Origin of the sequence: Prevotella jejuni (assembly GCF_900187995.1) — a bacterium.
In the GTDB taxonomy this organism is placed as follows: domain Bacteria; phylum Bacteroidota; class Bacteroidia; order Bacteroidales; family Bacteroidaceae; genus Prevotella; species Prevotella jejuni.
Genome location: NZ_FZNZ01000020.1, coordinates 22,604 through 41,026, shown reverse-complemented (window position 1 = coordinate 41,026; position 18,423 = coordinate 22,604). Strand labels below are relative to the sequence as shown.

Here is an 18,423-nt window from a genome sequence, read left to right as displayed (position 1 = left end):
AAAATATTTGAGAGATTTTTTAATGCTTTCTTTGTTTTTCCTTAAACTTGGTGAGCTGAACCTTCATCGCATCTAAACAATTATCGATACCTTCTTCAAAAGTATCGCAAGTCTTTTCAACAAACAAGGTGTTACCTGGCACTGTTACTGTTAGACTTGTTGTTTTATTTAAAGCTGTTGCTGGTTTCTCAACCTTCAATTGCACCTCTACTTTCTGAATGTCTTCGTAAGACTTTTCTAACTTCTCAGCCTTCTTGGTGATAAAGGCCTGTAACTTCTCGGTTGTGTCGAAATGAATCGACTGGATCTTAATTTCCATAGTTACCTCCGTTTTTAAAAGGTTAAGCCCTTGGATGGGCATTTTTATAGACTTTCTTCAACTGCTCAAAGGTTGTATGAGTATAAATCTCTGTCGTTGACAGACTCTCATGTCCAAGCAGTTTCTTTACACTTTCCAGTCCTGCATCATGATTGAGCATTGCCGTGGCAAATGTATGGCGAAGAACGTGTGGTGAACGTTTTTTCAACGTTGACACCTTTGATAGGTTTTTCTTAACCAACTCTCTCACCTGTTCACCTGTCATCCTTTTACCCTTCTCTGTTTGAAAGAAGGCTACGGAATCACCATTTACAGTCGTATTGCGTACCTGTTGGTACTGTGCAAACAACTCGGCGAGTTCCTTTCCAAAGGGGATTATTCGTTGCTTATTTCTCTTACCTGTTACTTTGATTTCACAAGTGATATTATCAATATCCTTATCATCAAGACCTATCAATTCTGACAGACGTACACCTGTCTCATAGAATGTCACAATGATTGTACGTGCAAGTACATCCTTATAACTATCTGTCCACATCTTTGGATCCAACAGTCTATCCATCTCCGACTCCTTAAGGAACTGAGGGAGCGGCTTTTGTTTTTTAGGACCTTGAAGACCATGAACTGGGTCTTTCTCAATAAGTTTACGGCGAAGTGCAAATCGATAGAACGATCTCAACGCACTGAGCCTTCTATTGACTGACGAAGCAGAATTACCTCTGTCCATCATGTACTCCATCCAATTTCTGACAACATCAGAGTCTACAGACTCCCAAGAGAGCAGCGGATCAAGTTCTTTATAAAACCGTTCAAACTCTATCAAGTCTTTACGATAATTGATTACCGTCAGTGGAGAATAATTTCTCTCGAACTTTATGTAATCTAAGAACTTATCTACCATCAGCACATTCTCAAGTCATTTATATGGCAACGAATTTACGGAAATTAATCCAGACCACCAAATTTTTAAAGAAGATTTTACTCTTCTGCGTCGCGAAGATGCTGTACGTAAACGGCACGTTCCATCTTCAGGCGCTTCTTAACAGATGGCTTGTCAAACTGCTGACGAGCACGAAGCTCCTTAACAACACCTGTCTTCTCAAACTTTCTCTTGAACTTCTTGAGCGCGCGCTCGATGTTCTCACCGTCCTTTACTGGTACAATAATCATGCTTTTTGTTTTAAATTATTTATTAGTTAAACGTATTCAAAAGGGCATGACACCACTTTTGCGCCTGCAAAGTTACACTTTATTCTCCTAACCTCCAAACGTTTGTGGATTTTTCTGCTTTGTTAGCTCGTCTAAACATGTCAAACAGAACATTTCTTTATGTTAATTATCTACTGTCTTAATCAACTATCTAATTTATCGTAACAAGACTAATGTGCGTCTTATTATATGAGCTTTTTAGTTTATCACTACATATTTTGGGAGAACCAAAAATATGTTCTATTTTGAGAGAAAGTCCCCGAACCAGCCCTATAAGGACCTTGATAATAGAAGATAAAATACGATACACGTGAGTAAAATTTGTAGGGATAATTCTATCATCCTTTTCCTCTCCATTCGAGAAGGGCTTGGGGATGATTCGAGAGGGGCCCCTTCTACATTCAAGAACATGCCCCTCTTGCCTAAAGAAGACGCCCTTCTTGGGGCAAGAAGGGCGTCTTTTTCAACGCTACATATAACCTGCTGATTTATTGTAGATTACAAGTTCTAACATAGAAGACATCTTACCCTTGATTAGAGGGTGTTTAGTTCAATACGCTGTAAGATTTTTTTGCAATTTTACATTACCCTCCAAAGAATAGAACTATAATCGAGTTACTCGCATGGAGATGACGACAACAGTAATAGCACATATCATGCTTACAGGTTCCCACAGCCGAAACAGATGTATAGTCACCCAAGCAGGGACTATGGAGAATGGTGGCTACTCCCCTTTCTACGAGTTCCCAACGTGTACTACAAGCTGTCGCTCAGTAAGACAAGACCATGAGAGAACCGAAATCTCATCAACTTGTGCTACATAGGAAGGAACCACATGAGACACTTTCATGTATCACAACAGTATCTAAACACTTGCAGAGAAATAGATACACAACCTATAAGTTCTGTTTGAGACATACCTCACAATGTCTGATAAGTCCTACCTTCTTCGTATTGGGACAGAAGTTTTTTTACGTACTATTGTACTTAAATAGCTTGAGTAGCTTCCTTCAGCCATGCTTTTTCAGCCTCATCAAGATAAGGCGACAGAGTCTCGTAGACACGACGATGATAGTTGTTCAGCCACTCACGTTCCTCAACACTCAACATCTCAAGTACTATCGGGGTTGTATCAATCGGTGCAAGTGTAAGGGTCTCAAACTTGAGGAACTCACCAAAGGCGGTTGTCTCTGCAGGAACAATGAGTAAGGTATTCTCTATGCGCACACCGAATTTCCCTTCAAGATAGAGTCCTGGTTCGTTGGTTACCGTCATGCCAGCTTGCATAGGTGCTGGTCGCCACTCCATACGAATTTGATGAGGACCTTCATGTACATTGAGGTAACTCCCTACCCCATGTCCTGTACCATGCAGATAATTATAACCTTCGCGCCACATCGGTGCACGAGCTATCGCATCCAACTGTGATCCACAGGCTCCTGCAGGGAAATGAAGCCTATCAAGTTGGATATGTCCTTTCAATACTAAGGTATAGACTCGTCGTTGTTCCTCCGTTAGTTCGCCCAAGGCAATGGTTCTCGTTATGTCTGTCGTACCATCTAAATATTGTGCACCACTATCAATGAGTACCAATCCATGTGGCTTTACTGGGATATCCGTCTCTGGTGTTGCCTCGTAATGTACGATTGCTCCATGTTCTTCATACCCGACAATCGTGTCGAAGGAGATACCCTGAAACATAGGTTGCTCTGCACGTAGACCCGTCAAACGCTCGTCAAGCGACATCTCTGTTTGTCCGCCTTTCTCAACAGCAGCCTTAATCCATGCTAAGAACTTAACCATTGCAACACCATCACGCAACATAGCCGCACGGAAGCAGTCCTGTTCGACCTCGTTCTTTATAGCTTTCATCATCGGGATTGGAGACGTTCCTACATGTAACTTTTCACTCTCCACCGCAGTAGATAAGTTGTAGTTAGTAGAACTAACGTCTATCAAAAGCGCTTTCCCAGCATATCTCTTCAATCCCTCCACGACCGCATCATACTCCTCTACATCTACATGCTCTGTAGAAAGATAGGCCTGCACTTCTTCTGATAATTTATCCTTATATATATATAAGGTAACTTTATCAGGAGCTATTAATAGATAAGAGACAAAGACCGGATTACAATGAACATCGTTTCCACGCAAATTCAGCACCCAAGCAATCTCGTCTAAAGCCGTAACTAACAGTCCGTCCGCACCTTGTTTAACTAAACACTCACGTATTCGAGACAGTTTACTTTCTGTTGTCTCACCAGCATACTTCAATGGATGAAGACAGATCTTATTATTAGGAATGACAGGTCGGTCAAGCCATAGCACATCCATTGGATCATCAACACAACGCACCTGCATGTTCCCTTTTGTCGCCAAACTCTCTTTCAAATCAGCAACACTAACAAAAGTATTGACACTTCCGTCCACTCCAACAACAGGACTATCGTATTCTGCCAGCTCACTTGCTAACCACTCACTAATAGAAGGAGTACCTTCTACACGTTCTTTCATCAATAGGAACTCACTCCCCGCAAGTTCCTTTGCAGCTGCAATAAAGTAACGAGAATCCGTCCATAAGGCAGCGTGATGCAACGTTACTACGGCAGTACCAGCCGAGCCCGTGAAACCAGATATCCATTCACGAGTCTTCCAGTGGTCGGCCACATATTCACTATTATGGGGGTCACTACTTGGGAAAACAAAAGCAGTAAGCGCATTCTCCTTCATCCATCTGCGAAGAGCAACAAGGCGTTCATTGATTGTTTGCATAATATTTATGGGGTTAGAGGTTATAAAACAATACAAGAAAAGAAAATCTCTCCTATCCGCCTGCTAAGTTAATCAATAATTTCATAACATCCAAATCAAGAAGAACAAGAAATATCTATAAATGCAAAACCGACTTTACAAAGGCTTACCCTTTTATAAATAATAACACAAATAATTCATTCTTTTTCTTCTCACATACTCTTTTTTTATTAACTTTGCGGTATCGAACAAAAGGGAAAATATACTTTTAAAATAAAATATTTATTATGAATTACTTAACAAACGAGAAACTTGTTATCGTCGGTGCAGGCGGTATGATTGGTTCAAACATGGTTCAGACCGCTCTCACACTCGGTCTTACTCCTAACATCTGTCTATATGATATCTATGAGCCAGGCGTTCATGGTGTATTCGATGAGATGGAGCAGTGCGCTTTCCCTGGTGCTAACCTCTCTTACACCGTTGACCCAGCAGAGGCTTTCACAGGTGCTAAGTACATCATCTCTTCTGGTGGTGCTCCACGTAAGGAGGGTATGACACGTGAGGACTTGTTGAAGGGTAACTGCAAGATTGCTGCTGACTTCGGTGAGAATATCAAGAAGTATTGCCCAGATGTTAAGCACGTTGTTGTTATCTTCAACCCAGCTGACGTTACTGCATTGACAGCTCTTATTCACTCTGGTTTGAAACCAAATCAGCTCACATCACTCGCTGCTCTCGACTCTACTCGTCTGCAGCAGGCTTTGGCGCACGAGTTTGGCGTACAGCAGGATAAGGTTACTGGTGCACACACATACGGTGGTCACGGTGAGCAGATGGCAGTATTCGCTTCTAAGGTTAAGATTGATGGCAAACCATTGTCAGAGATGGGTCTCTCTGCAGAGCGTTGGGAAGAGATTAAGCACCACACCGTACAGGGTGGTTCTAACATCATCAAGCTTCGTGGTCGCAGCTCATTCCAGAGCCCAGCTTACAATGCTGTTAAGATGATTGAGGCTGCAATGGGTGGTGAGAAGTTTACCTTGCCAGCAGGTTGCTACGTTAACGATGAGAAGCTCGGCTTCAAGAACGTTATGATGGCTATGCCTACAACAATTGACGCTACTGGTGTTCACTACACTGAGCCAACAGGTACTCCAGAGGAGATGGCTTCTCTTCAGGCTTCTTACGAACACCTCTGCAAGATGCGTGACGAAATTATCAGCCTCAACATCATCCCAGCTGTTGCTGATTGGAAGAAGGACAACACAAATTTGTAAGATAGTTGACGAGTTGACAAGTGAAACTTTCAAGTTGACAAGTTGACAGCAGATATTATTAAAGAAAGGCAACTGACATTTATAGTCGGTTGCCTTTCTTATTGGACAGATAAAACGTGTAAGGAACTCAATGGTCTCCCCCAAAAAGCTTAAGAGCTTTTCACAAAAAGCTTAGGAGCTTTTTAAAGAAAGCTTAAGAGCTTTTCAAAGAAGCTTAGAGACTTTTTAAACGTTTGTAGGTCATCTTCAAAATACTTTCGAACAGTTCTACCTGTCTTCTGCAACTAACGGGCAGAAACAGGAGACGGAACTATTCTATCTCAATCCTGACAATACGCTGATTGAAGCGGCGATGGAAATAAGGAATGCGAAGGAACAGATGGAAAATGGACGGGAATCGCCCTTCATCGTACTCACTCATAAAATATTCCTTCCTCACGTGCAATCGACTGTTCCATTTCTCCATCTCCTTTGTATTGAGTAGTGACCACTTGAACTCAACACCTTTGTCCATCTTCTGCAGCATATCATGTTTCTTCTCTCGTCCAACAAACACAAAAGCGAGCATATCAAACAAAATGGTAGCTGATGGGAGTTTGTCACAGATATTGCGGAATAGTTCTCGCACTCTTTCCTCAGGGAAATACATCAGCACTCCCTCAAGGATAATTAGTACAGGCGACTTACTATATGCTCTCACTCTGTGCAACCAATCCTCATCGAATAGGGATTCTGCCAGATAAGTGTTGCGTTCCGTCTCCGTAAGGAAACGGCGGCGCAGATCGACAGCCTCTGGGAGATCGAGATCGAACCAGTGTGTCACTTCGGGTCGCCCCATCCGCTCATACCGTGCATCCAATCCTGCCCCCAGCTGTATCACCACAGCATCGGGATGCTGGGCAAGGAACTGTCGTGCCTCATTATCTATCAGTTTAGCACGAATGCAGCAGCCTAACTGTGAGAGCTTGGCTTTCTTAAACTTAGAAAAATCATAGTCAATCTGTCCGATGATTTCCTTTGCTTTCTCATCACGCAGCAAGGGATTAGGGCGATCGGACTCAACAGCTTTTGCCCACAACGTGGTAAGCATCGTTTCGGGAATCTCCGTCAGAGTGGATTTAACCTTTTCCATTTGTATTCTATATGAATATCATTTGAGTGATTAGATAACAGGAAGGCTCCTTTTACTTATTATTAAGTGAGGAGCCCTCCTTTTTTACTTCTCAAAACTATGAAAGAAGCAAGGGTTACCCTTTACCTGAAGGATAGGACCTGCAACTTCTTTCGTATCTGGATTGTAAGTGTAGAAACCTGTAGCCTTCTTATTAGCACTACCAAAGACTATCAAATTCTTATGCTTAGCAACAGCAATACCCTGAGGATTAGAAATCTCCATTCCGTTGATAAGTGTCATCGCCTTTTGCTTCAAATCAACAACGATTGGAACAGATGTAAAGCTGAGGTATGGATTTGTCAGACCATCAGGAGCAAGTGCAAAGGAGTTTCCATAAATATATAGTAAACCCTTACCCGCATAACACATAGCTGCGATATAGTCTATATGCTTGGTTGAAAGACCAGCAACCTCTGTCTTATCAAGACGAATCAGGAAGTCTGGATCTATCTCTGTAGAACCATTCTTTATACGAGCAATACCACCATTCAGTCCAGGAACAACACCGAATGAACCAACACAATTAAAGTAGATGTCCTTATTCTCATCCATGAAGATAGAACCCGCATCAATAGGACGAGTAGCAAAGCACATACCCAAAGACTCATTAACAATGTGTTTCTCTACCTTGTCTGTCTTCACATCAATCATAGCAAACTCTATATTATTACGAGTTGCCACATACTGAGCATTCATTTGGTTCAGCCCAACAAAGAGTTTACCATCACGGATAATCATTGCAGCAGGTGCAACCCTCGTATCTGTCTGTTTCAGATTATTAAGGTCAATATCAGCAATCTTTGTCATAGTTGTTGGGTTGAATACCATCACAACACCAATACCTTGTAAACTGACGTATGCTTTCTCACTACTTGCTTCTACGATGTTACATGCTGCAGCACCAGCAGGAATAGACAATGCACCTTCTTTCTTCCACGTACCATCGTTCATAATTCTATAGCGATTTATCTCCGCCTTCGTGTTACCCATATAATCAGGGAAAGAGTAGACATTGCCCGACTCTGTTACAATTGGCGTAGCACCAAAACCGCAAGGAATACTATTGCTATTATCATAAGTACCAGGCAAGAAACTTGGTAATGCTTGTAAATATACATTACCACTACTACCCTCTGGATTGGTAATTCCCGTTGCGAAGACAACTCCATGGAAGTCCTTATTACCAGGATTAGGTTTAGGACCAGGTGTTGGGTCGTCACCATTGTTTCCGCAAGCGGTAAACATAGCCATCACAACAATGGCTGAAAGAATTGATTTTAGCTTTTTCATTTTTCTCTTTATTTAATATTAATATTATCTCTATAGACACACAATATGCCCTTTCTTTATGAATCATACTTTATTCTTTCATGTAACTTAATGCAAAATAAAGTCTTATTGCTTCTTACTTCAGAAGGTATCTAACCTTTACTCCTATATATCTTCCTGGCAGAGGACGATTAAATTCTGATACAACACGGCGATTAGTGAGATTCTTTACCTTAAACGTCAGAACCCATTGGTCATTCTTGAAACTATGTTCTATGGCTGCATCCATCGTTAAAGCTGAAGGAATCTTCTTATCTTGATACCGACTTACTTCAAAATCATAGAAATACGTATGCACGTATGAAGCATCAAAGAGGAAACGGGTGTTCTGTTCCTTTCCTCCAAAGAGATTCTCTTTATGGAACTCTGCACCAAAGTTTGCTAACAAATAAGGTACATTTGGGATACGCTTCATATAAGTGGGATTCTCGACAGTAGTACCAGGAGTTAACTTTCTCACGTCACGAAGGTCTTGATAAGTACCATTCGCATAAAGATAAAGTACTGGACAAACATCTCCCTTAACATCAAGTTCAACACCTCTCGTACGAACACTACCAAAGTTACGATAGCGAGCCATCGTAGGAATCATATCAGGCGTGAACCTTATCATGTCTTTCAACTGATTATAAAAACCATTCAACTCTATCTCAACAAGTCCACCATCTTGTTTTAAGTGACGATAAAGCATACCAAGATTGACACCAGATGTACGTTCAGGCTTCAAAGCTGGGGATGCAAGGATAGAATATCCATTACCTATCAACTCCTCACTTGTAGGTATTCGCACCTCTGAATTAAAAGAGCCCTTTAGCATCAAGTCGTCTGTAAACTTATAACGAAAGGCATCACTAAAACCGAAATAAGATTTAAACACCTTTACAGGCTCTGGCGAACGTACCGAATAAACATCTATGCTGCGGGAATGAGATGAGAAAATAAAGTTCTTTAAAGTAAAAGCATTTTGGAAACGACCATCAAAGAGGGTCAAATCGTATGACAAACCCGTTGTTAAGGTTTTCATCTTACTTGGGAAATTTGATTGAAATCCCAAGGCTTTATCCATTAAAGAGTCATTCGGATGAAGTGAATTCCTATCAAAGTAAACATTCAGATTAATGCCATGATGCTTATCTATGGTATATCCCAAATTAAGCTTCGATGTCAACTCATTTGACCGGTTTCTTCCGTCTGAAGGGAAGTTATTCTGCTCTCCTCCGTATGGAGAGACTGCAGGCAACTTGTTTCCATCCCAATCATAACGATTTGAAGCTTTATCATTCAAGCCATACCTACCTATGAAATACCCTATATCAAAGTCAAAATCGAGACCATCTAAAAAGAAATTCTTACGTTTTAGTGCCAATGTTGTCAATCCACTAACAGAGTGGTTATAAGCCTCACGCACATCGAGGTCGATTCCTTGTATCTCCTGACGTGTCTTGAGGAAAATAAGTTCCCACTTCATTTCATCAAACCACCATTTCGTAGCCTTAACTGACATTCCAGCCATGACTTTACTGAACTTATCATGATCTCTTTCTACTATTCTATTATCAAGATTTGCCAAGGTCATCTTATAATTGTTCTTTGAGAACGAGAAGGCTCCGCCAATACCAAATTGTAGACCAGTTTTATGATTGGTACGCTTAAACACCGTTGATACTTGATGTGTGTTAAATGAACCTAACTCGTATGAGAAATCAAAATAAACAGGTGGATATTCCTTTGTTACTACATTGACTGCTCCGCCTAAGGCTGAGCCACCAAACTTATAAGGGACAATACCTTTATAAACCTCAATGCGCTCTATCATATTCGTAGGAATATCGTTTAAGGCAACAAAGTTACTCAACTGCGACATCGGAATTTCATCCACATACATTCCCATACGCTTACCTTCTAAGCCACGAAGTGAGATGCGAGAGGCACTACCTAAACCTCCTGTATTTCGCACGGTAACTCCAACTGTACGCGCAAGAACGTCATTAATATTTGTCGCTGTACCTTGTAACTGACGCTGTCCTATAACGGATATAGGCATAGCCGACTCCTTCAACTTCCTAATTTCGCTACGTGCTGTCACCATAACTTCTTTCATCTCAACAGTTGTATCACGCTTATTCACCTCTTGTGCATTTCCACTAAGCATGAAAAAACATGAAAAAAGTATTAGACAAATCGCCTTTTTATATAACGAATAAGTATTATACACCCCTGTACAGATAAGTCTTTTTCTGTTATTCTTCATCTAACTTGTAGTTTAAAGACTCCATGTTACAACGAATAGAGTCTTAAGTAAAAAATATGTATTCAACTATCGATGCAAAAGTATTAATATTCTATAGAGTGTGCAATACCTAAAAGTTAGTAAACCAACTGACAATAAGCAAGTCTACTATTAGAACAAATAGGCAAGTATATAGATTATTTATTGTTCAGCACCATCAGTGTTCGCTATAAATGTTACATGTACTAAATATCAGTTCACCATTAAAAGATAGAACATAAAACTCTTTATAATATATAATAAACATACAGTAAGGTACAGCGAAATAATTGATATAAAATGCTTATCTGATAGTACTTATAGAAAATATACCATCTTGCTAATTACAAGCAAAAGAAAGGGTCTTCAGCATTTTAGGGTGATAATGATTTGCCTAAGCTTAGGTCTCTGGCAAAATGTCACGCAGGGAAAAAGCGAGTACGGAGTTTATCAAAACAAAACACTGGCACGCACGTAGGCACCGTCGGTGCGGGGAGCGACGTAAATAGTTTGTCAGCTTCGTTTGAGACTTTATACCCAAAGCATTTATCTCAAGAGTTATCAAGAATATGTACGCTACACCTCTTTTGATCTTTGTACCATCGGCTCCTCCGTGCTAATGCCTTTACCTCCATTCACTCCGTAACTCTATGTACCTTATTATATATGAGTTTTAGTTTATCATTCCATATTTCGCAAGAACCAAAAACCATTAAACAGTAGACAGATATTGTTGAGATTTTTTACTAACCACCTTCTTCTCCATTCGACAGAAGGCTGAAGAAGCAAGAAGAAGAGGCTCGTCAGTATTCGAGAACATGCCTTTCTTGCGTGTTGAAGACGTCCTTCTTGATGCAAGAATGGCGTCTTCTTTAATATAGAATGCAACTTGTTGATTTACAATTTATTATAAATCCTATGAATAAGGATATTATACCCTTGCATTGAAGCTATCTGACTCGATTGGATGTAAGGTATTTTCATAAGCTTGTGGTAGCAACGTTCTACTGGCGAAGTCCCCTTTCTAAAGTGTTTCTCTATCCCTAAGGATGTTATGAAGGATACCTACAAAACTGTTAGATCTATCTTCAGCCATCTTTGTCTGTGATATAACAGTCAGCTTCGTCTCACATGCCTACTAAAAAGTTATCAGGAATCTGTACGCTACACCTCCGTGACTTTGCCTTTATTTCCGTCCCTCCCGTCCTTCTGTGTACCTTATTATATAAGAGTTTTAGTTTATCATTCCAAATTTTGGAAGAACCAAAAGAAAAAGGGGAAAGACGAGAACACTTTCCCGCACTTTCCCCTATAAGAATAAAATTCAATGGTCTTTTTGATTAATCTCCGTAACCAGGAGTTTGTACCAACTCAGCATTGGTTGACTTCGTTGTCTCATCAATAGGCCACAACAAACGATTTGCGTTTGCCGTTGAATACTTAGTAGCCTTATCAACCAAACGAATATCATGCCAACGCTTTCCTTCAAACAAGAACTCACGCATACGCTCTTTAAGAATAGCTTCTATTGGGTCCTCATCACCACCAACAAATGGGTTATCGGTATAGAAGTTGGTCAGTGCGGTACTTCCTCCAGTACTTACATCATTTGGATATTGCACCTCTGTATGAGCATTGAAGTAGGTTGCACCGTAAGCACGACGACGAACTTGATTGATTTCTGTTGATGGGTCCTGACCTAAGAAAGCCTTAGCCTCAGCAATACCAAGCAAACACTCTGCATAACGATAGATAGGTTGATCATCATACCATGATGTGGCAGAACTACCAGCAAGCAATGTCCCGTGGAACTTATTACAGATATTACCCACGTAGGAACCATCTGAAGCCTGATAAACATCAGCCAGAGAAGCTTTCTTACGTTTGTCATTATCATTTGTATAGAGCTTAGTCCACAAACGTTTATCCAATGGGAAACGCATTACACCACTACCTAAACGCAAGTTTAGATTCGGTGACTCACTAAACTGAATTGCCTTACCAGCATCGTTATGCAGACGATAAGCACCTACATTCTGCTTGTTCATTACGAGTGAAGTATAAAGACCTCCCCATAAAGAAGTTTCGTTCTCACGATTATGGAGTGCATAGATAATCTCTTTGTTCTCCTTGTTATCATAAGCAAAGACATCTTCAAAATTATCAAGCAGACTCACATCCGCATTATTTTGAACATCTTGATAAGCTGTAAGCGCAGTCTGATAGTCGGCAGTACCACCACCCATCTGCTTTCCACTCCACAGGTAAACCTCGCCCTTGAGCATCTTCGTTGCAGCAAGTGACCAATAAGTACGACCATTGGTGAACTTATAGTTATTGTTATAAGCGGTCTCTGAAGCCGAGATGTCTGCCTTAATCTGCTTCATTACGTCAGCAGCAGCATCCTGCTTACGGGCAACCTTACTCAAGACGATAGTTTTTCCTTCCGTATGTTGTAGATAGACAATAACATCACCATAGGTGCGGAGCAACTGAAAATACAAGAAGGCACGCATACCATGAGCCCCTCCAAGATAGCTATTCTTCTCCGCATCGGTAAGATAGTCGGCTTCCTTCACCTTATCTATCATCAAATTGATTTGGTTGATACCAGTGTAAAGACCTCCATAGTTGCCTACCACCGCACTACTCTTCTCAAGTGTGTTATTCCATAGACGGTCATACCCCTGTGGAGCCTCACCACTAAAAGCGGTTCCACTATAGATATTACTTCGCATCTCACCCCAGACGATATACTTGTCGGCATAGCTTCGCATCCAAGAACTCAGTCCTTGATTGAAAGCTTGTACTTGATCAGGATTCTTCCAGTAGTTTGCATCGGTAATAGTACTAACTGGCTCAATGTCCATACAGCCTGTCAGAGCTAAACCGAGAGCTGCAGCTGTTATATAGGATAGTAACTTTTTCATTGTAAGTAACATTGCTTAATTAAAATGTAACGTTTAATCCAAAGATAAGTGTACGTGGAGTTGGATAGCGACCGTAGTCATATCCACCTGCCGGCTCTGGCGAAGCACCGTCGTACGGAGTAAGATAGAAGAGGTTCTGTCCTGTCACATAAACATTGGCATTCGCCATCTTCATTGCCTTAACCCATGTTCTTGGTAAGGTATAACTCAATGTTATCTCACGCAAAGCCATATAACCTGCCTTCTCAAAGAACTTAGAGCCTTCACGCCAGATGTTCTGCTTATTCAACTGGTCGGCATAACTGAATGCTGGATAGCTGGCACCTGGATTGGTCTCAGTCCACATGTCCTCTACATTCTCTATAAGATTGAACTGTCCTTGATACTGTCCCATAGAACGAGCCTTGAGGTCATTGTAGATTGTATGACCCAAAGCGTAATCGAAACGAGCAAATAATGAGAGGTTCTTATAGCTTAACGTACTTGTCCAACCTCCTGTTACCGTTGGTCTTGAGTTACCCAACACCTTACGATCGAGTGAGTTGATGATACCATCTTCATTGATATCCTCCCAACAAACATCACCAGGTTCAATAGCCTTCCAGCCTGTTGAGTTCTTATAAAGCACTCCAGTCTGTGGGTTTACTTCATCAGCAAGACCAGGACCGTACAACTTTGCAATGTTATCAATACGTTTGTTAGCATTAGCCTTTACATCATCCCAGTCTCTGAAGATGTGATCTTGGCTATAACCATAGAGTTCTCCGAGTGTTCCACCCTCACGATAACCACCAATCCACTTAGTTGGAGTCTTGCCATCAGCGCCAACCTTGCCCGCAGCAACCTCTACTCCTTGAAGTTGATTGAATGGACGGTCGCTCTTAGGAAGCTGTATAATCGTGTTCTTTACGGTTGAGAGATTGAAAGAGAGGTCCCAACGGAAACTGTTCTTTAGGTGAATAGGAGTAGCACGCACCTCCATTTCAAAGCCTTGATTACGCAACTTACCCAAGTTTGTTTGGATAGAAGAGAAACCTAAGTAGGAAGGAAGACTCACGCTCTGAAGCAGGTTGCTCGTGTTGCGGACATAGTAATCGAGAATCAATGACAATCGATTCTTAAAGAAGCCAAGGTCAAGACCAGCCTCAAACGTGTGACTCTGCTCCCATTTCAAGGCCGTATTCACAAGCGAACGGTCGTAGAAAGCTGTGTTACCATGATAGTTTGTAAGTTGGTCATAGATTCCATAGATGTAGAAATCACCAATACCACTCACGTTACCATTGCTACCATAGCTGATACGTGGCTTGATATTGCTAATAACATTTGACAGCTTAGAATCCTTCCAGAAGTCTTCTTCCATCATGTTCCAACCCAAAGAGATACCAGGGAAGAAGCCCCAACGGTTATCTTTCAGCTTAGAGTTACCATCATAACGGAATGTGAAGCTAAGCAGATACTTTTGTTTGTAATCATAGTTGAAACGTCCAAAGAGAGACTCAATACGATTACCAGATTTCTCAGACTTAGGATTGCTATCCTTATCAGCACCAGCATTGAGTGTAGGGATATCATCTGTAGGTGAATTCTTTGTAGAAGCATTCATCCAGAAGTAGTTATAATCATAATACTCAGCACCCAACATCAAGTCAACATTATGATGTTCAGCAAACGTATTGAAATAGTTCAACGTCGTATTTAGCTGTATCTGTGTATCCTTCATCATATAAGCATATGCACGACGTGTCGTATTGATGCTATTAGGATTGCTCTGTGTGTAATAAGCTTTATTGAAACTTTCATTCTGATTTAGCACATGATAAATAGATCCATTGGCCGACATCTTCAGATGCTTAGGTATTAATGTCAAGTCAAAGCCTATGTTGAAGGTTTCTGAACGTGAACCATTCTCCATCGTGAGTTTATCATTCCAATACATATAGTTACCATCTGAGCTACTCCAACCTGGTGCTGGAGAGCCATCAGCAAGGTAAGGATTCCATGTAGGACGCTGTGAACGGGTACGATAGAACAAAGAACTCCATGAACCAAAATAACTATCTGGCTTCGTAAACCATGTGTACTGCGCACCAGCACGTACCTTCAACCAAGGTTTGATTTGATAGTCACCCTTCACGCTACCAGTGAAACGACGGAAAGAAGTATTGCGTACAACTCCATTCTCATTATAGTAACCTAAGGAAGCAACGAAGGATCCCATGTTATTACCACCGCTGAAGCTCAGATAATGGTCTTGCGTAAGGGTTTGATTATGGTAGATTGCATCTTCTAAAAGACCTCCATAATCCTTAAAGATAAGCTTTGCACCGTTTGTAGCACCATAGTAAGGGTCGTCCATAACCTCCCATCCTTCTTCGGCAAGCAGTCTCTGGTGTTCAGGGTTGGTTGCATCGTAATACATAACATCCGTTCGTGGAGTGTAATCAGTATATCCACGGCCAGAATAACCATTCTGTGCATCGACATTAGCAGCCCTTCCATGTCCTTCCATAGCATCTGCATAACGCTTGAAGCCCATTCGGTTATAGTAAAGATAGTTGCGGGCATTCATAAACTTGTAGTCATCACGTTTGAAGTTTACACCTACCTTCAAACGATAGTTAATGCTTGAACTTCCTGCTTGAGCGCGCTTTGTTGTAACAAGGATTACACCACCGTTTGCTCTCGCACCATAAATTGCTGTTGAGGCAGCATCTTTCAAAACTTCGATAGACTCGATATCAGCTGGGTTAATCTCTGACAAAGTACGCTCAACACCATCAACGATAATCAATGCAGGAGCACTTCCTGTGATAGAAGCACCACCACGCAAGGTGATAGAAGGCGCAGTACCTGGCTGACCAGAGCTATTGACAACCTGAAGACCAGTCACACTACCCTGCAATGCACTACCGACATTTGAGAAAGCTGCCGCATCTAACACCTTATTATCCATCTTAGAGATAGCCGTTGTCAACGTAGCACGCTTCTGTTGACCACCGTAACCTGTCACAATCAGCTCGTTTAGCGCATGTTGCTCCTCTTTCAACTTCACTTTAATGTCCTGTCCATCCCATTTCAACTCCTTTGTTTCCATACCAATGTAACTGATAACAAGAACACTACCAGGAGGGATATTCGACAGTGTGAAACGGCCGTCTAAATCAGTGGCGGCCCCATTACTTGTACCTTTCACTTGAACAGTGGCACCAACAATAGGTTCGCCTTGTTCATCAAGAATAACACCTGTGCATCTTCCTGATTGCTGTACGCTCTGAACAGGCAGCTTTGACACAGCATACCCTTGCGTTGGCATCAAGAATGACACACTCATGCATAACGTAAAACCAATTGGCTTGATGTGTAAAATCATGCGCATCTAACTTTTAATAGTAAAGATTGTTTAGTTCCTCCGCAAAGCAGTTGGCAAAGAGAGACATGCCTCAACCATACGAAAGAATATAAAATTATTATATGAAATCTTATTTATGTTCACGATATTAATAGGTCAATACGGAAGAAAGACTTTTCTCCTCACCGCTGAAGACGCTATTCACCGATATTATATTGTTTAAGTTGGTTGAGACAAAAGTAGGGACTTTTTTTATTTGCCACAAATTATACTAATAAATATTTTCTAAATAATCATTAAATTTAATCAAGCATAGGACTAAACCTACTGACTATCAAACAAAAAAGTATTCTTCATCTACCTACACCATACTTATACTAACAACTGTTCAGGCTATAAAGAGTTGTTTATCTTTTATCACATAACTCTTCTCCACCAACAATTCCGTCGAAAACTTACAATTTATTGTAATACACTAAGCTCTCGCATCAAAAGAGTTTGCTCCCCACACGTACATTGAAAAAGATAGGACCGTATCGTCATAGCCATGAAGGTTAATCATAGTAAGACGCTAATAGCAAACTTGCAGGTGAGTCTTTCACCCTAAAATACCAGTCACAAGACTATTAGACAAAAAGGAAACAGTCTTATTCCATCTATAGGAAAGATGAAATAAGACTGCTATATCAATAAAAAGACAGGACGAGGACCTTACTTTTGTTTGAACCTTTCAGCCTGACTTTGTATCAGTTCTGTATCCTCGAAATAGTTAATCTGCATGGCTGCACGCACCTCTTCCATAGTCTTGGCAGCGGTCTCACGTGCTTCCAATGAACCCTTCTTGAGGATGTTATAAATCTCTGGAATATCCTGTTCGTACTCATGACGGCGTGCACGGATTGGGTCCAACATCTTGTTCAAGACACTATTGAGCAACTTCTTACACTTCATATCACCGATACCACCGGTTGTATAAGCAGCTTTCAACTCATCGAGGTTCTGGAACTCTGGCCAGAACTCAGCGAAGTCCTCATCGGTTGAGAAGGCATCAAGGTAAGTAAACACAGCATTTCCCTCAACATGACCTGGGTCAGACACATTCAAGTGAGTCGAATCAGTGTACATTGTCTTCACCTTCTTCCATACGGTATCAGCATCATCAGAGAGATAGATACAGTTACCAAGACTCTTACTCATCTTCTCCTTACCATCTGTACCAGGCAAACGACGTGCCGTTGCGTTCTCTGGCAACATAATCGCAGGCTCAACAAGTACTGGTGCATAAATCTGATTGAAGCGACGCACAAGTTCACGAGTCAACTCCAACATCGGCTCTTGGTCCTCACCTGCTGGCACAGTCGTAGCCTTGAAGGCTGCAATGTCAGCTGCCTGAGACACAGGATAAGCAAAGAAACCCATTGGGATATTGGCTTCAAAGTTGCGCATCTTAATCTCTGTCTTCACCGTTGGGTTACGTTGAACACGGCTTACGCTGACAAGATTCATCAAGAAAGTGGTCAGTTCAGCTATTTCAGGAATCTGACTCTGTATATAAAGCGTACATTTCTCTGGGCTCAAGCCAGCAGAGAGATAATCTAAAGCCACCTCAATAATATTCTGTCGAATCTTCTCTGGATTATCAGCATTGTCTGTCAGCGCCTGTACATCTGCCATAAAGACAAACATCTTATCGTAGTCTCCGAGGTTCTGAAGTTCCACACGACGGCGGAGAGAGCCTACATAGTGACCCAAGTGAAGTTTACCTGTAGGGCGGTCACCAGTCAAAATAATTTTTCCCATTTATCTTTTT

The 18,423-nt window shown here is 41.3% G+C and carries 11 protein-coding genes; 1 reads left to right on the top strand and 10 read right to left on the bottom strand.

Going from position 1 to position 18,423, the window contains the following annotated elements; all coding sequences use genetic code 11:
* Positions 1-19: 19 nt before the first annotated feature.
* From hpf to CHB62_RS08800, 4 genes are all read right to left on the bottom strand, one after another.
* Entirely contained in the window at positions 20-319 is a 300-nt protein-coding gene (gene hpf, locus CHB62_RS08815; protein WP_089366550.1) for a ribosome hibernation-promoting factor, HPF/YfiA family, read from the bottom strand.
* 22 nt (positions 320-341) lie between these two features.
* The gene (locus CHB62_RS08810; protein ID WP_089366549.1) at positions 342-1,226 is read right to left on the bottom strand and encodes a tyrosine recombinase XerC; all 885 of its coding nucleotides are present in this window, start codon (positions 1,224-1,226) and stop codon (positions 342-344) included.
* Positions 1,227-1,297: 71 nt separating this feature from the next.
* The gene (gene rpsU / locus CHB62_RS08805; protein WP_009012368.1) at positions 1,298-1,489 is read right to left on the bottom strand and encodes a 30S ribosomal protein S21; all 192 of its coding nucleotides are present in this window, start codon (positions 1,487-1,489) and stop codon (positions 1,298-1,300) included.
* Between the two features lie 1,026 nt (positions 1,490-2,515).
* Positions 2,516-4,300, bottom strand: a complete 1,785-nt coding sequence (locus tag CHB62_RS08800; RefSeq protein WP_176414860.1) for an aminopeptidase P family protein — start codon at positions 4,298-4,300, stop codon at positions 2,516-2,518.
* Between the two features lie 266 nt (positions 4,301-4,566).
* Between CHB62_RS08800 and CHB62_RS08795 the strand changes: the two genes are divergently transcribed.
* On the top strand, positions 4,567-5,559 hold the full coding sequence (locus tag CHB62_RS08795; RefSeq protein WP_089366548.1) for a malate dehydrogenase: 993 nt from the start codon (positions 4,567-4,569) through the stop codon (positions 5,557-5,559).
* Between the two features lie 310 nt (positions 5,560-5,869).
* On the opposite strand, the gene CHB62_RS08790 is transcribed toward CHB62_RS08795, so the two are convergent.
* From CHB62_RS08790 to trpS, 6 genes are all read right to left on the bottom strand, one after another.
* Positions 5,870-6,697 (bottom strand): class I SAM-dependent methyltransferase, encoded by an 828-nt coding sequence (locus tag CHB62_RS08790; RefSeq protein WP_089366547.1) that lies wholly within the window; start codon positions 6,695-6,697, stop codon positions 5,870-5,872.
* A 78-nt stretch (positions 6,698-6,775) separates the two neighbouring features.
* A complete protein-coding gene (locus CHB62_RS08785; RefSeq protein ID WP_089366546.1) occupies positions 6,776-8,023 on the bottom strand; it encodes a DUF4374 domain-containing protein in 1,248 nt (415 codons plus the stop codon).
* A gap of 115 nt (positions 8,024-8,138) precedes the next feature.
* The gene (locus CHB62_RS08780) at positions 8,139-10,313 is read right to left on the bottom strand and encodes a TonB-dependent receptor plug domain-containing protein (protein ID WP_089366545.1); all 2,175 of its coding nucleotides are present in this window, start codon (positions 10,311-10,313) and stop codon (positions 8,139-8,141) included.
* A gap of 1,358 nt (positions 10,314-11,671) precedes the next feature.
* Positions 11,672-13,261, bottom strand: a complete 1,590-nt coding sequence (nanU, locus tag CHB62_RS08770; protein WP_089366543.1) for a SusD family outer membrane lipoprotein NanU — start codon at positions 13,259-13,261, stop codon at positions 11,672-11,674.
* 19 nt (positions 13,262-13,280) lie between these two features.
* On the bottom strand, positions 13,281-16,634 hold the full coding sequence (locus CHB62_RS08765) for a SusC/RagA family TonB-linked outer membrane protein (protein ID WP_089366563.1): 3,354 nt from the start codon (positions 16,632-16,634) through the stop codon (positions 13,281-13,283).
* A gap of 690 nt (positions 16,635-17,324) precedes the next feature.
* On the bottom strand, positions 17,325-18,413 hold the full coding sequence (trpS, locus tag CHB62_RS08760) for a tryptophan--tRNA ligase (protein ID WP_089366542.1): 1,089 nt from the start codon (positions 18,411-18,413) through the stop codon (positions 17,325-17,327).
* Positions 18,414-18,423 lie beyond the last annotated feature (10 nt).

What these genes read in the sequence shown, in the direction of transcription:
- nanU (WP_089366543.1), bottom strand. Translation starts at nt 13,261, where the DNA reads ATGAAAAAGTTACTATCCTATATAACAGCTGCAGCTCTCGGTTTAGCT.
- CHB62_RS08785 (WP_089366546.1), bottom strand. Translation starts at nt 8,023, where the DNA reads ATGAAAAAGCTAAAATCAATTCTTTCAGCCATTGTTGTGATGGCTATG.
- hpf (WP_089366550.1), bottom strand. Translation starts at nt 319, where the DNA reads ATGGAAATTAAGATCCAGTCGATTCATTTCGACACAACCGAGAAGTTA.
- CHB62_RS08780 (WP_089366545.1), bottom strand. Translation starts at nt 10,313, where the DNA reads ATGAAGAATAACAGAAAAAGACTTATCTGTACAGGGGTGTATAATACT.
- CHB62_RS08800 (WP_176414860.1), bottom strand. Translation starts at nt 4,300, where the DNA reads ATGCAAACAATCAATGAACGCCTTGTTGCTCTTCGCAGATGGATGAAG.
- rpsU (WP_009012368.1), bottom strand. Translation starts at nt 1,489, where the DNA reads ATGATTATTGTACCAGTAAAGGACGGTGAGAACATCGAGCGCGCGCTC.
- CHB62_RS08795 (WP_089366548.1), top strand. Translation starts at nt 4,567, where the DNA reads ATGAATTACTTAACAAACGAGAAACTTGTTATCGTCGGTGCAGGCGGT.
- CHB62_RS08765 (WP_089366563.1), bottom strand. Translation starts at nt 16,634, where the DNA reads ATGATTTTACACATCAAGCCAATTGGTTTTACGTTATGCATGAGTGTG.
- trpS (WP_089366542.1), bottom strand. Translation starts at nt 18,413, where the DNA reads ATGGGAAAAATTATTTTGACTGGTGACCGCCCTACAGGTAAACTTCAC.